15 protein-coding genes are annotated in these 13,696 nt (G+C 64.3%); 8 read left to right on the plus strand and 7 right to left on the minus strand.

Annotation, left to right across the window (positions count from 1 at the left end):
* Positions 1 to 53: 53 nt before the first annotated feature.
* Both AC07Y0_RS14315 and AC07Y0_RS14320 read left to right on the plus strand, forming a co-directional pair.
* The gene (locus AC07Y0_RS14315) at positions 54 to 656 is read left to right on the plus strand and encodes a superoxide dismutase (protein WP_498678339.1); all 603 of its coding nucleotides are present in this window, start codon (positions 54 to 56) and stop codon (positions 654 to 656) included.
* A 150-nt stretch (positions 657 to 806) separates the two neighbouring features.
* Complete coding sequence (locus AC07Y0_RS14320) at positions 807 to 1,130, plus strand: hypothetical protein (protein ID WP_498678340.1); 324 nt, start codon at positions 807 to 809, stop codon at positions 1,128 to 1,130.
* A gap of 52 nt (positions 1,131 to 1,182) precedes the next feature.
* Here the strand turns inward: AC07Y0_RS14320 and AC07Y0_RS14325 are convergent, their stop codons facing one another.
* Positions 1,183 to 2,106 (minus strand): LysR family transcriptional regulator, encoded by a 924-nt coding sequence (locus AC07Y0_RS14325; RefSeq protein WP_498678342.1) that lies wholly within the window; start codon positions 2,104 to 2,106, stop codon positions 1,183 to 1,185.
* Positions 2,107 to 2,223: 117 nt separating this feature from the next.
* Between AC07Y0_RS14325 and AC07Y0_RS14330 the strand changes: the two genes are divergently transcribed.
* The 3 genes from AC07Y0_RS14330 (at position 2,224) to AC07Y0_RS14340 (ending at position 3,247) form a co-directional block, all read left to right on the plus strand.
* Positions 2,224 to 2,526, plus strand: coding sequence for a monooxygenase (locus AC07Y0_RS14330; protein WP_498678343.1), 303 nt, complete (start codon positions 2,224 to 2,226; stop codon positions 2,524 to 2,526).
* Positions 2,527 to 2,537: 11 nt separating this feature from the next.
* Positions 2,538 to 2,822 carry an antibiotic biosynthesis monooxygenase family protein gene (locus AC07Y0_RS14335; RefSeq protein ID WP_498678344.1) on the plus strand — a complete coding sequence of 95 codons (285 nt, stop codon included), beginning with the start codon at positions 2,538 to 2,540 and terminating at the stop codon, positions 2,820 to 2,822.
* Positions 2,823 to 2,914: 92 nt separating this feature from the next.
* A complete protein-coding gene (locus AC07Y0_RS14340; protein WP_498678346.1) occupies positions 2,915 to 3,247 on the plus strand; it encodes a hypothetical protein in 333 nt (110 codons plus the stop codon).
* A 91-nt stretch (positions 3,248 to 3,338) separates the two neighbouring features.
* Here the strand turns inward: AC07Y0_RS14340 and AC07Y0_RS14345 are convergent, their stop codons facing one another.
* Entirely contained in the window at positions 3,339 to 5,291 is a 1,953-nt protein-coding gene (locus AC07Y0_RS14345) for a methyl-accepting chemotaxis protein (protein WP_498678348.1), read from the minus strand.
* 206 nt (positions 5,292 to 5,497) lie between these two features.
* Positions 5,498 to 6,496 (minus strand): DUF4424 domain-containing protein, encoded by a 999-nt coding sequence (locus tag AC07Y0_RS14350; protein WP_498678353.1) that lies wholly within the window; start codon positions 6,494 to 6,496, stop codon positions 5,498 to 5,500.
* A 241-nt stretch (positions 6,497 to 6,737) separates the two neighbouring features.
* On the opposite strand from AC07Y0_RS14350, the gene AC07Y0_RS14355 reads away from it, so the two are divergent.
* Both AC07Y0_RS14355 and AC07Y0_RS14360 read left to right on the plus strand, forming a co-directional pair.
* Positions 6,738 to 7,502 (plus strand): TlyA family RNA methyltransferase, encoded by a 765-nt coding sequence (locus AC07Y0_RS14355; RefSeq protein ID WP_498678355.1) that lies wholly within the window; start codon positions 6,738 to 6,740, stop codon positions 7,500 to 7,502.
* Positions 7,499 to 8,752 carry a class I SAM-dependent RNA methyltransferase gene (locus tag AC07Y0_RS14360; RefSeq protein WP_498678356.1) on the plus strand — a complete coding sequence of 418 codons (1,254 nt, stop codon included), beginning with the start codon at positions 7,499 to 7,501 and terminating at the stop codon, positions 8,750 to 8,752. Before AC07Y0_RS14355 ends, AC07Y0_RS14360 begins: the two co-directional genes overlap by 4 nt.
* A gap of 48 nt (positions 8,753 to 8,800) precedes the next feature.
* On the opposite strand, the gene AC07Y0_RS14365 is transcribed toward AC07Y0_RS14360, so the two are convergent.
* Positions 8,801 to 9,607 (minus strand): sulfite exporter TauE/SafE family protein, encoded by an 807-nt coding sequence (locus AC07Y0_RS14365; RefSeq protein WP_498680241.1) that lies wholly within the window; start codon positions 9,605 to 9,607, stop codon positions 8,801 to 8,803.
* 166 nt (positions 9,608 to 9,773) lie between these two features.
* On the opposite strand from AC07Y0_RS14365, the gene AC07Y0_RS14370 reads away from it, so the two are divergent.
* Entirely contained in the window at positions 9,774 to 10,022 is a 249-nt protein-coding gene (locus tag AC07Y0_RS14370) for an HIT family protein (RefSeq protein ID WP_498678357.1), read from the plus strand.
* A gap of 130 nt (positions 10,023 to 10,152) precedes the next feature.
* Here AC07Y0_RS14370 and AC07Y0_RS14375 read toward each other — a convergent pair whose 3' ends face one another.
* The 3 genes from AC07Y0_RS14375 to AC07Y0_RS14385 form a co-directional block, all read right to left on the minus strand.
* Entirely contained in the window at positions 10,153 to 10,458 is a 306-nt protein-coding gene (locus AC07Y0_RS14375) for a hypothetical protein (protein ID WP_498678359.1), read from the minus strand.
* A 162-nt stretch (positions 10,459 to 10,620) separates the two neighbouring features.
* Positions 10,621 to 12,714, minus strand: coding sequence for a methyl-accepting chemotaxis protein McpU (gene mcpU, locus AC07Y0_RS14380; protein WP_498678361.1), 2,094 nt, complete (start codon positions 12,712 to 12,714; stop codon positions 10,621 to 10,623).
* A gap of 217 nt (positions 12,715 to 12,931) precedes the next feature.
* Positions 12,932 to 13,696, minus strand: coding sequence for a crotonase/enoyl-CoA hydratase family protein (locus tag AC07Y0_RS14385; RefSeq protein ID WP_498678362.1), 765 nt, complete (start codon positions 13,694 to 13,696; stop codon positions 12,932 to 12,934).

A 13,696-nucleotide genomic window follows, 5' to 3' on the forward strand; every position in this document is an offset into this window, starting at 1 on the left:
CTATGTTCCCGATCACCGATTTCCGCATTCAGTTGCCAAAAGGAGATTTCACCATGGCTTTCGAATTGCCCGAACTTCCCTACGCCTACGACTCGCTCCAGCCCTTCATGTCGGCGGAGACTCTCGAGTATCACCACGACAAGCACCACAAGGCCTATGTCGACAATGGCAACAAGCTCGCTGCTGAAGCCGGCATGGGTGATCTCTCGGTCGAGGAAGTGGTCAAGAAGTCCTCCGGCACCAACCAGGGCCTCTTCAACAACGCCGCCCAGCACTACAACCACATCCATTTCTGGAAGTGGATGAAGAAGGACGGCGGCGGTACCAAGCTTCCGGGCAAGCTCGAAGCAGCGATCGCTTCGGACCTCGGCGGCTACGACAAGTTCAAGGCCGACTTCATCGCGGCCGGCACCACCCAGTTCGGCTCCGGCTGGGCCTGGCTCTCGGTCAAGGACGGCAAGCTCGCCATCTCCAAGACCCCGAACGGCGAAAACCCGCTGGTCCACGGCGCCTCGCCGATCCTCGGCGTCGACGTGTGGGAACACTCCTACTACATCGACTACCGCAATGCCCGCCCGAAGTACCTCGAAGCCTTCGTCGACAGCCTGATCAACTGGGACTACGTCCTGGAAATGTACGAAGCCGCATCGAAGTAAGCTTCGTCCGATCTCGACTATGCGAGAAACCCGGTGCCGAAAGGCGCCGGGTTTTCCTTTGGTACGAAGCCCCTTGCTTGGGCGGCTGTTGGGTGAAACAGTCGGGGTTGCAGAACGGTTCGGATTTCACCAGACCAGAAGGAGCCATCCATGGCCGACAATTCCCTACAGACACAACTGCGCGAGCTTCAGGCACAGGTGGCCGCGCTGACGGAAAGCCTGGCGGAACAGGGGGACGCTGCGGCTTCCCGACTTCGCAAGCGCACATCCGCCGCGATGCGCGATGCGTCACGCACCGCCGAGGAGGTCGTCGACTATGCCAGGTCGGAAGCGGAAAGCGTCGCCGGCATCGTGCGGGAGCATCCGGCCGCGACCTCGACGGCCCTCTTGACCGCCGGGCTGATCGGCGGCCTCGTCGGCTACCTCATCGGCGCCTCGCAGGCCCCACATCATCCGCACCGCCGCTGGTATTGACGGCTTAGGAAGCGTCTAGGCGTGCCTGCCGGCGCGCCCTGCCTTCTCCTTGTCAGTTCTCCGGCCTGAATTCCCACGGATCCCGGTCCGCACCGCCACCGATCGCCTCCACGAGGAAATCGATGAACAGGCGCACGCGCGCCGGCAGCAGGGTGCGATGGGGAAACAGGATATAGATCCCCAGCACCCCACATTCGCAATCCGGGAAGAGCGACACGAGTTCACCGCGCGTAAGCATCTCGCCGCAGACGAAGGTCGGCAGCAGTCCGATGCCGACGCCCGCGCGCGCAGTCTGGAGCAGGGCCTCGGCGCTGGTGGACAACATGCGCGGCGTGATCTTCACCTGCCGCGTCTCGCCGCCATGACTGAAGGTCCAGGTGGTCAAGGGCTGTGGAACGGCAAAGGTCAGGCATTGCCGGCGCGCCAGTTCCGCCGGCTCCATCGGGCGCCCCTCCCGCGCAAGATAGGCCGGGCTCGCGACGACATGGAAGCGCGACAGCGCGATGCGCCGACCGACGAGGCTGGTGTCGAGATCACGGGCGATACGGATCGCCAGATCATAGCCCTCCTGGACGATGTCGACGCTGCGATTGGTGAGATCGAGCGCGATGTCGATCGCCGGGAGCCGATCGAGAAAGGCCGCGATCACCGGCGGCAGATGCAGGTTGCCGAACTCGGTCGGCGCAGTGATCCTCAGCGTGCCGCGCGGCGTGCTCGTGTCGGCGCCCGCCTCTGCCTCGGCCGCATCGACACTGCGCAGGATGGCGCAGCATTGATCGAAGTACGTGGCTCCGGTCTCGGTCGGCCGCACCTGCCGCGTCGTGCGGTTCAACAGCCGTGCGCCGGTCCGCTTCTCCAGATGGCCGATATGCTTGCTGACCATGGCGGGCGACAGATCAAAGCCCCGCGCCGCCGCCGCAAAACTGCCAAGCTCCACGACCCGCACGAAGACCCGCATGCTCTCCAGTGTGTCCATGCTCCCTCCACCGTTCACTGGCAGTAACGGGTCCGTTTACCCGCCGCACGCTTCTGCCGCAGGATGCGCTCCGATACAACCGCGCCATTCCATCAAACTCTTTCGCGGATGACCAGAATGACGACGTTGCTGCAATTCGATTTTCCTTTCGACGGGCCCTTCGGCGCCGAGATGACCGCCGCCCTTTCGGGTCTGGCTCACGACATAGCCGCCGAGGACGGATTGATCTGGAAGATCTGGACCGAGAACGAGGCCGAGCGCCGCGCCGGCGGCATCTACCTGTTCGCCGATCCGGCCTCGGCCGCCCGCTATGCGGACAAGCACAAGGCAAGGCTGGAAGGCTTTGGCGTGAGGGGCATCATCGCGCGGTCCTTCGCCGTCAATGCCGACCTCTCGGCGATCACCCGCGCGCCGCTGTGAGGAGAAACGACATGTACACCACACTCGCAGAGGTACCGATCGAGGATCTCGCCCGTTTCATATCCGTCTTCGCCACCGCGGGCGCGAAAATGCGTGCCAGACACGGCAGCCTGGGTGCAAGCGTGCTTGCCACGGCCGAGCCCGGTCGTGTCTTCGTGCTGATCGACTGGCCGAGCGAGGCGGCCTTTGTCGCCTTCCGCGCCGATCCGGAGGTTCCCGGGACCATGGCCTCCGGCGGGGCGCTGGCGCCGCCGGTCTTCACCGCCGTCGAGCGGGTGGCGACGCTACCCGCCTGAGGCGCGATACGCCTTCGCACCGAGCAAAGGAACCTTACCCTCGGCGCCGCGTTTCCCCTGGGAACAAAGCCCTCAACAGGAAAGGATCACCCATGGCCAGCAACAACAGCGACATGATGAACGAACTGCGCAGCCTCCAGGCCCAGGTCATGCACTTCAAGGACCTGCTTTCGGAAGAAGGCGAAAAGGTTGCCGGTGAGGCGCGCGGCCGCGCTGCGACACTGCTGAACGGCGCCGGTCGCAAGGTCCAGGACGTTGCGAGCTATGCCAAGGACGAGGCCGTCAGCATCGGTTCGGTGGCGCGCGAACACCCGACGGGCACCTCCACCGCGCTGCTCACGGCCGGTCTCGTCGGCGGCGTGATCGGCTATTTCCTCGCGACCTCGTCGCAGGCGCCGACCTATTCGTCGCGCCGCTGGCTCTAAGCCTCGGGACGCAGGTTCCGAAGTTAAAAAACACCCGGCCCTCGCAAGAGAGCCGGGTGTTTTCATGTTGTTCCTTATCCGCGGATGGCGGTCAGAATTCAGACCATTCCTGCTTGGCAGCCGTGTTGCCCCCGGCGAAAGCCTGGGTGATGCGGCCGGCAAGCGCGCGGGCCGGCGAGGCGGCAGGTTTGGCGTTGCGATCGGCTGCGGAAAGCGGAGCGGCGCGGGTCGTGCGAACAGGAGCCGCTGCTGCGTGAGCCTGGCCGAGCTGGAACTGGGCCAGAAGCGCGTTCAGCGATGCGGCTTCGGTTGCCAGCGCATGGCTGGCCGCCGTCTGCTCTTCCACCATGGCGGCGTTCTGCTGCGTGCCCTGGTCCATGGTGTTGACTGCGGTATTGATCTCCTGCAGGCCGGTCGACTGCTCGCGGCTGGCGGTGACGATCGCCGAGACATGGGCGCTGATTTCCTCAACTGCAGAGACGATCTTCTCCAGCTCCGAGCCGGTCTCGCCGACCAGCGCCACGCCATTGCCGACCTGGGTCGACGAGGTCGAGATGAGCGCCTTGATCTCTTTCGCGGCATTGGCCGAGCGTTGCGCCAGTTCGCGCACTTCCTGGGCGACGACGGCGAAGCCCTTGCCTGCCTCGCCGGCACGGGCCGCCTCGACACCGGCATTCAAGGCCAGAAGATTGGTCTGGAAGGCGATGTCCTCGATGACGCCGATGATATTGCCGATCTCGCCGGACGACTTCTCGATCTGGGTCATGGCGGTGACGGCATTGCGGACCACCTGGCCGGAGCGCTCGGCGCCGGTGCGGGTGCTGGCGACCAGTTGGCCGACATCCTCGGCGCGGCGCGCGGTGTCCTTGACCGTCGTCGTCACCTGTTCGAGCGCGGCAGCCGTTTCCTCGACGGAGGCTGCCTGCTGTTCGGTGCGGCGGGCGAGATCGTCGGCCGAGGCGCGGATTTCAGAGGCTCCGGCATTGATCGCCGCGGCATTGGCGCCGACCGAACGAAGCGCGTCCTGGAGTTTCTCCAGCGAGGCGTTGAAGTTCAGCCTGAGCGCGTCGAGGCGCTCGGCAAAGGTCGTGTCGATGCGGTAAGCGACATTGCCGTCGGCGAGCGCCGACAGACCGGTCGCCAGCTGGTTGACGGCAAAGGCGATCTCTTCGGCCTCGCGGGCCTTGTCGGCCTCGGCGCGGCGGCGCTCCTGCTCGGCGCTGGTGCGCATGGCTTCCGTCTCGCCGGCAAGCCGCTGCTTTTCGATAGCGGCATTCTTGAACACGACAACGGCCTTGGCCATCTGGCCGACTTCGTCCTCACGGTCGAGGGCAGGCACGTCGACGTTATGATCCCCGTTGGCCAGCCGTGCCATGGCGCCCGTCATGCCGACGATCGGCGTGACGATGGAGCGCGACAGGACCCAGATCAAAGCGACCGCGACCAGCCCGGCGATCGAGCCGCCGATCAGGAGGGCGAGTTCAAGCGTGAGATGGGCACTGGCCAGCGCTGCCTGGTTCTTGGCCGACATGGCGGCGAGTTGGTCCTTGATCTTGGTCGCTTCCTCGCGGAAGGCGTCGAGCTGCCCCTTGGAAGCGTTGCGGCCGATCTCGATGATCTCGGCAATCGGAGCCTCGGTGTTCTTGCGGGCGGCAAGCTGCGGCTCTGTCAACTGGGTGTGGAAGACGTCGGCGGCGGCCTTCATCGCGTCGAGCGAGGCGACGATCGCGGCATCGCCCGCGGCGGCCTTCTTGGCCTCCTCGATATAACCGAGCATCTTTTCGCGGTGGGCAAAGACGTCCTTGTAGGTGCTTTCGCTGCGGAACAGCAGGAAACCACGCTGGTTCACCGCCTGTTCGAGCATCGATTCCAGCGCGCGATCGGAGAGGGAGAGGATCTCTTCGGAGCGCTGCTGCTCAACCGAAGCAAGCTTGGCGCGATAGGCCTCGACGAAAACAATCGCCGTCGCGAGAAAGCAGCTGGCCATGATGCCGAGGAAGGTGAGGATCAGCTTCTTGTTCAGGGAAATGTTCTTGAGGGACATGCGGGATTACTCTCTCGCGGACGCTCGTCCAGACGGACTCGTGGTCGAGCATGCGGGCACGCGGGGACTGACGCATGATTGCGTCCTTCCGCAGCGCCGCCGTCATGGTGCACCCTTGGTCGCGGAGTTCGTACAATCGTACCGAACGTGCACAAATCCTATTAGAAATCCGTTATACCGCAGCGCGAAATCTTACATTCCGGCGTTTACTGGCTCGGAACCACCAGGAGGATGTGAAGGTCCTTCTCCGGATAGAAGTCGGTGGCAGTCATTTCGAAGGACGTCGGCCCGACCTTGCGGACGTTCTGGCCGCAGAAACTGACGTAGTTCTTGGTGTCGCCCTTGTCGACGGTCAGCTTGAACTTGCCGATCGGACCGGCCCAGTTGGCGCCGGTGGTCAGGATGTAGGACATCCACTTTTCGTAGAAATAGATGCCGGCATCGTAGTTCTGCTGCTTCTCGAGCTTGATCGCCGTCTTGAGCAAGGCATCGTCGACGCAATAGCGCTCGCGGTATTCCTCCAGTTCCGGGGTCGGTGCGCCGTCGCGCACGAAGGTCATCGCCACCGTTCCGCCGACGCTCGGCTTGTAGCTGTGGTGAACCTTGACTTCCTTGCCTGCCGGGAAAGTGGTGCGCCACCAGTAGACGGTTTCCAGCTTCCACAGCGGGTAATAGTCCGGCGCCACCGGCTTTTCCGGATCATAGGCGGTGTTGAGGATGAGGCCGCGCGTTTCCCAGTCCTTCAGCACGTCTTCCGGCAGCTTGGCGATCGCCGCGCGGGTCGTTTCGCTGAGCGGAAGGAGCGAGACGCCCCTGCTCTTCACCTCGTCGGTCATGTCGATGCCGTTGACGGTGACCCGCTGCTGCAATTGGGGCTCGATCTCCCTGCCATCCTGCGAGACGGTGAAACCCATGAAGTTGTCGTGCTCGTAGTCGTCGAGGGCCGCATTGAACTCCAGGAAACCGCCGATCGCCGGCATCGGAAAGGCGACGACGGTCTCGAGATCGGTTTCGGCCTGGTTCTTGAAGACGTAGTCGACCGTGATCTCCTCCTGGGAGATGAACAGGTCCTCGCTCAGCATGTCGACCGAATCCTGCCGGGTGTAGACCAGTCCGCCGGCCTCGAGCACGGCGGAGGTGTCATTGGCCATCGCCGACGCCGTCATCGTCAGGGCGGCAAGCCCCCCCAGCATCGTTTTCTTCATCGCGCTCTCCCCGATGTAACGAACGGCCGAAGCGGCCTTTGCCGCAGTTAGGCGGCAAAGCCACGGCAAGTCAATCGGCAGAAACGACCTGATCTGGGCGGGTCGGCCGCGTCGCGGCGACCGGTTCGGCGCCATGTCGCAACGGGCATTGGAATCGCCGAAATGGCGACCAGCCAGGCTCTCCCGGCCATTCGCCAACAAAAGGCTTGCACTTGCACGCCGGGACGGCCATTGACAAGCGATGTCATCACATCCCGAACCCCAGCGTCTCGACCAGCTCCTGGTCGCCCTCGACCTTTTCGCCAGCCGCTCGCGCGCGCGCGACGCGATCCAGCGCGGCACCGTCAAGGTCGACGGCAAGGTCGTCACCAAGCCGAGCCTCGTCTTTTCCGCCGAACACGAGTTCACCATCGACGATCCGGCGCAGGACTATGTCTCGCGCGCGGCCTTGAAGCTCGTGGCGGGGCTCGACCATTTCGGGCTTAACCCCGAAGGCCACGACTGTCTCGACGTCGGCGCGTCGACCGGCGGCTTCACCGAAGTGCTGTTGAAGCGCGGCGCTGCGCACGTCACCTCGATCGATGTCGGCCATGGCCAGTTCCATCCGCGGCTTGCCGACGATCCGCGCGTCACCAATATCGAGGGGCTGAACGCCCGCTACCTCGAACCCGAAGACATCGGCGACCGGCCGATCGATTTCATCGTCTCCGACGTGTCCTTCATCTCCCTGAAACTGGCGCTGGCCCCTGCCCTCGACATGGCGGAACCGGGCAGCCACTGCCTGCTGCTGGTCAAGCCGCAGTTCGAGGCGGGACGCGATGCGATCAGCAAGGCGGGGCTGCTGAAGGAGCCGGAAACCGCACCCCTCGTCGCCGCCGAACTGGAACGCTGGCTGGTCGAGGATATGGGCTGGGAAAGCCTCGGGCTCATCCCCTCGCCGATTGCCGGCGGCGACGGAAACGAGGAATTCCTGTTGGCCGGCAAGAAGTCCGAGGACAGCGAATGAGCACGGAAACCGTCACCATCGACATGCTCGGCGCCCAGGGCGACGGCATCTTCCACGCCTCGAACGGCCCGGTCTACGTGCCCTTCTCCCTGCCCGGCGAAACGCTCGCCATCGCGCGGGTAAAGAACCACGGCACGATCATGTCCTATGGCGAGACCTCGCCGGACCGCATTGCCCCCGCCTGCCGGCATTTCGGCCCGGACGGCAAGGGCGGCAGCTGCGGCGGCTGTTCGCTGCAGCACATGGCGAAACCCGCCTACAACGCCTTCAAGCGGTCGCTGGTCGTCGCGGCGCTGAAATCGAAGGGCATCGATGTGCCCGTCGGCACGCTGATCGAGGCTCATCCCGGCGAGCGCCGGCGCGTGGTGTTTGCCGCACGGCGCACCGAAAAGGAACTGCTGATCGGCTACAACCAGGCCGAAAGCCACCACATCGTCGCCATCGAGGAATGTCCGATCGCCGCGCCGGGCATTCTGGCCGGTCTCGATGCCCTGAAGAAGATCGGCGGCGCGGCGGCCACCACGGCGGAACCGTTCCGCATGACGGTGATGGAGACGCTGTCCGGCCTCGACGTGGCGATCGACGGCATCAAGACGCTGGCCGACAAGGAACGCCGCGCGGTCACCGAAACCGTGCTGGCCATGCGCAGCATTGCCCGCGTCTCGGTCAACGGCGAGATCGTCATCGAACAGCGCCGGCCGCTGATCGACATGTCCGGCGTCAATCTCGCACCGCCGCCCGGAGCGTTCGCCCAGGCAACGGTTGCCGCGGAAGAGGCCATGGTCCGCCTGACGCTCGAACATATCGGCAAGGTCAAGCGTGCCGCCGACCTGTTCGCCGGGGTCGGTACGTTTGCACTCAGGCTCGCACGCATCGCCCAGGTGCACGCGGTCGAGAGTGACGAAAAGGCGATCAAGGCGCTCGACCACGCCGCACGCAATGCGCAGGGGCTGAAGCCCGTCTCCATCGAGCGGCGGGACCTCTTCCGCCGTCCGCTGATGGTATCGGAACTGAAGACCTTCGATGCCGTCGTCTTCGACCCGCCGCGGGCAGGCGCCGAAGATCAATGCAAGGAACTGGCCCGCTCGGCGGTGAAGAAGATCGTCGCGGTCAGCTGCAATCCGCTGACGCTGGCCCGCGACCTGTCGATCCTGACCGGCGCCGGCTACCGTGTCACCTCCGTGACGCCGATCGACCAGTTCCTCTGGACGTCGCATGTTGAAGTGGTGGCAACACTCGTCAAGGGCTGAGGGGGCCGACATTCCCCGTGATTGCGGCCTGTTCTGCAACCGTCGTTCTCAGCTATGCCGCCAGACTTTCACGGCCGAGATCAGCAGGATCATGGCGAGCGCCGGCAGAAGGACGGCGTTCGGAACAAGCCCCAGCAGCAAGCCGCCGACAAAGGTTCCGACGATCGACCCTGCCGCCATGACGAGAAGAAAAGCCTTGTTGCGACCCAGCACCGAAAAGCTCTGATCGCGGCTGTAACGCATGAAGCCGACGAGCATCGTCGGCAGGCTGACGGTAAGGGACAGGCTTCCCGCGAGCTTGATATCCGCACCAAACAACAAGACCAGGGTCGGGATCAGCAATTCGCCGCCCGCCACGCCGAGCAGCGCGGCGACGATCCCGATGATGAAGCCCGCCGCCACGCCCGCGACGAGTTGCGCCAACCCCGTCAACACGGCATGTCCGGCCGTTGCGTCATGCCCGAGAACCAGCACGACAGCGATCGCAACGAGCATGGCCGCGATGACCTTGTAGAGTGTCTCGGACTTGAGACGTATCGCCCAGCCGGCTCCGAACCACGCACCGAGCAGGCTGCCGGCAAGCAGGTTGACGACGATTGCCCAATTGTCGGCAATCGTGCCGAAGGACACGGTTCCCGCGCGAAATGGCAGGGCGGTCGCGACCACCACGAGGCTCATCGCCTTGTTCAGGATGACCGCTTCCAGAGCCGCGAAGTTGAAGACACCGATCAGCAGCGGCAGGCGAAACTCCGCGCCTCCAAGGCCGATCAAGCCTCCGAGGGCACCAATGAGGGCTCCCGCGCCGAACGCGGCCGGACGGCTTCTGACAGTCGATATGTTGGCAGCGTCACGCATGACCGATATGTATGCACAGATATTTCGGCATGGATAGAAGGCAATGGTGACCAGCAAACCGGACTGTCGATGGTGTAAACCGGATGGGACATCAGGTGACGAACCGATAGCGAAGAACCGCTCCCACTTTGTGGTGGCGAAGCCCAATCCGCCAAATCCCTCGGCGATGATCATTCCCTTCCGGCACGTTGAAGCGCCCTTCGACTTCAGCGCTGAGGAGTGGGCAGACTTCGGAGAGATGCTCGATGAAGCCAAGCGATATCTGGCCGAATTCCAGCCGGAAGGTTTCACAGTTGGATGGAACGTTGGCGCGGCCGCCGGCCAGCACATTTTCCATGCCCATCTCCACATTATCTGCCGGTATCAGACCGACCCGTCCGGAGGCCGAGGGCTGCGCGACTTCGTCCTGCGCTGAGCGGACGGTTCGGAGCGTCTCCCAGGTCTTGTCCGTTTGACGGCGAAGTGACCGGTCATACCCGGTCGCCGCATCCTAGCGGACCCGGTTCGTGATGTTACCGAGATAGATCCATCGCCGATCCCAGAGATCAGCGCGCGTAGAGCGTGCCGCTGCCGACCATGCCCGAACAACGGCAACGGCCGCCGACCCGTCCCGGATTGGCCGGGCAGGAATACATCATCGAAGTCTCTGCGCTGTCGGGCGGCTGGATGACGCAGAAGAAGCGCTGCGGCCTGACACCGGGCGGCGGCGGATTGCGGTTCGAATGGCTTTCGACGATCACGTCGTCGCTGTCGGCCAGCGCAACCGCCGCGCCGAAGAGGACAGGCTCCGCCGCTCCGGCGAGAATTGCCACCAGCACCAGGGCTAGGCCCTTCACCCTTTTCCGCATCATCCGCTCCTTCTCCTCGTTCGATTTCCAACAAGAAACCGCGAAAGCATTAAAGAAGCGCGAAGGGGCGCAAATGTGGCCGTAGCTGGCCCTCCGCAAAGCAAAACGGCACCGGTCGAGACCCGCGGTGCCGTCCAACTCTGCTGAGACTCTGCTATCCGCCGTTCAGGCGGCGCGGCGCGAGGCATCCGATCGCGCGTGCGCGCCGGCCTGCTGGATCTTGAACTGGGCCAGCAGCGCGGTCAGCGCCGCCGCTTCCGACGCGAGGCCATGGCTCGCCGCCGTCTGCTCCTCGACCATGGCCGCGTTCTGCTGCGTTCCCTGGTCCATGGTGTTGACGGCGGTGTTGATCTCCTGGAGGCCGGTCGACTGTTCGCGCGTCGCCGTGACGATCGCGTTTACATGGTGATTGATTTCCTGGACCTCGCGCACGATCACCTCCAACGCCTGGCCGGTCTGGTTGACCAGTTGGACGCCGGACTGAACCTGCTGGCCGGAAGCGCCGATCAGCTGCTTGATCTCCTTGGCGGCGTTTGCCGACCTCTGGGCGAGTTCGCGCACTTCCTGGGCGACGACCGCAAAACCCTTGCCGGCTTCACCGGCACGGGCGGCCTCGACGCCGGCATTGAGCGCCAGAAGATTGGTCTGGAAGGCGATTTCGTCGATCACGCCGATGATGTTGGAAATCTCGCCGGAGGACTTCTCGATCCCGTTCATGGCTTCGACGGCCCGCTGAACGATCTCGCCCGACTTCTCCGCACCGTTGCGGGCACGGCTGACGAGTTGGCCGACCTCCTCGGCCCGATGGGCGGAATCCTTGACGGTCGTGGTGATCTCCTCGAGCGCCGCGGCGGTCTCCTCGACCGAAGCGGCCTGCTGCTCCGTGCGCCGCGCCAGATTGTCGGCGGCCATGCGGATCTCGTTGGCACCATTGTCGATCGCCCGTGCATTCAGGCCGACATTGGCGAGCGCATCGTGCAGCTTGGCGACCGACGCGTTGAAGTCGACGCGCAGGCGATCGAGATCGCCGGCAAACGGCGTGTCGATGCGATGAACGAGATCGCCGTTGGCGAGACTGCCGAGGCCGTCGGCGAGAGCCTGGACCGCAAACGAAACCTGCTCGGCTTCACGCGCCTTCAACGCCTCGCGATCGCGCCGTTCCTGCTCGCTCAGGCTGCGGTTCTCCTCCGCCTCCCTGGAGAGACGGCTACGTTCGATGGCATTGTCGCGGAACACGGCAACGGCTGCCGCCATCTCGCCAATTTCGTCCTTGCGGTCCGAGCCGGGGATTTCGGCCGAGATATCGCCGCTCGCCAGCCGGCCCATGACGCCGGTCATGTCGACCACGGGGCGCACGACGAGACGCGAGAGCAGTGCGGCCAGAACGCCGATCATGGCAACGACGCCGATCAGCGTGGCGACGGCGGCCGCGGTGCGGAACGCACTGATGCCGGCATAGGCCATGTCGCGATCGACGGTGACACCGAGATACCAGTCACTGGTCGGAAGCCCCTTGACCGGCAGGAAGCTGACAAGCACGGGCTTGCCGGCAAAGACCGTCTCGGAGAGTTCAGCCCCGATCGCGGGTGTTTCAGAGGGGAAGGCGTCGGCCAACGTCTTGCTCACAAGTGCGTTGTCCGGATGAACCAGAATGACGCCGGACTTGTTGACCAGGAAGGCGGATCCCTTGCCCCCCATGTCGACCGTCGCAATCATCTCCACCAGCGAGTTCAGCGAGAAGTCGCTGGCCGTAACCCCGAACAGCTTGCCGGCGCGCTTCACCGGCGTGGCGGCGCTGATGATCAGATTGCCGGTCGAGGCGTCGGCGTAAGGGTCGGTCAGCACCATCTTGTCGGCCTTGACCGCATCCTGGTACCATGGGCGCTTGCGCGGGTCGTAGTCCGCCGGCAGCGGCTGGTTCGGAACGCTGGTGAACACGCCCTGCTCGTCGCCCACATAGGTCGACATGAATTCGCGGATCAGCACAGGGTTGTCGAAGGCGGCGACGATCTCTTCCGCAGTGGTGGTCTTGGCGGCGGCATTGGCGGCAAGTTCCGTCAGCATGACCCGGGCATTCAGCCAGTTGGCGATGCTCTGCGATGCCTGCAGGCCGGTCGACTTGATCTCGTCCTGCACGGCGCGCGTGGTTGCGGCGCGCTGCAGGCTGTCGATGTAGATGGAGAAGCCGGACAAGGCAGCCACGACCACGAGGGACGCAGCCACGAGAATCTTGGTCATCAGGTTCGAGCGTGTGCTCACGGGGGGGATACCTCATTCAAGCGGCAATCCCGATCAAGGCGCTGGCACGTTTGCATCGCGGCCGATCCGGGCATTGCCAATCCACGTTGGGAAAGACGACAAGGGCCATCATGGCGCGACAGCGGTCCACGGACCGCAATCCCGTTATATGCAGCCAGACTTAAAAGCCTGTTAATTATGTCCGGATCCTGTCACCTGGACCGGCAAGGCGGCAAGGTCAACCACGCCCCTTCGTCATGAAGGCCTCGAAGGCTGTGCGGGCCTCGGTGCTTTTCAGCCGTTCGACGAAGAATTTCAGCTCCTCGTCCATGCGGGCGGCCAGTTCACCGCGATCGCCGCGGATCAGATCGCGGGCGATGCGCATGGCTTCCGGCGGCTTGGCGGCGAGCGAGGCGGCAAGCTTCAGCGTCTCGGCCTCGACGTCGGCCGGGACGACGACCTTCCAGATCAGGCCGGCTTCCCTCGCCTGCTCGGCGGAGAAGCCTTCGCTGGCGGCCAGCATGGCAAAGGCGCGCTGATGGCCCATCATCCTCGGTGCCAGCAGGCTGGAGCCGGCTTCCGGAACCAGTGCCAGATCGACGAAGGGCGTCCTGAACAGACTGCGGTCGGAGGCGATCGTCAGATCGCAGTGCATCTGGATCGTCGTGCCGATGCCGATGGCAAGGCCGTCGACACCGGAGACGATGGGCTTCGACACGCTCCAAAGCGCCTTCAGGAAACCGAAGGCGGCGGGCTCACCGACGGCGCCGGCCATGGCGAAGGCGAGGAAGTCGGCCATGTCGTTGCCGGCCGAGAAACAGCCCTCGCTGCCGAGGAAAGCGACGGCGCGGATACCCGCATCATCCTTGGCCTCCAGCAGACCCTCGGTCATGCGTCCATACATGCCTTGCGTGATGGCGTTCTTCTTCTCCGGGCGGTTGAAGCGGATCACCATCACGCCGGGATGGGCTTCGGGGCGTTCGATCAGGATATGGTCGGTCAT

Source organism: Allorhizobium sp. GW101-3B10, from assembly GCF_059424725.1.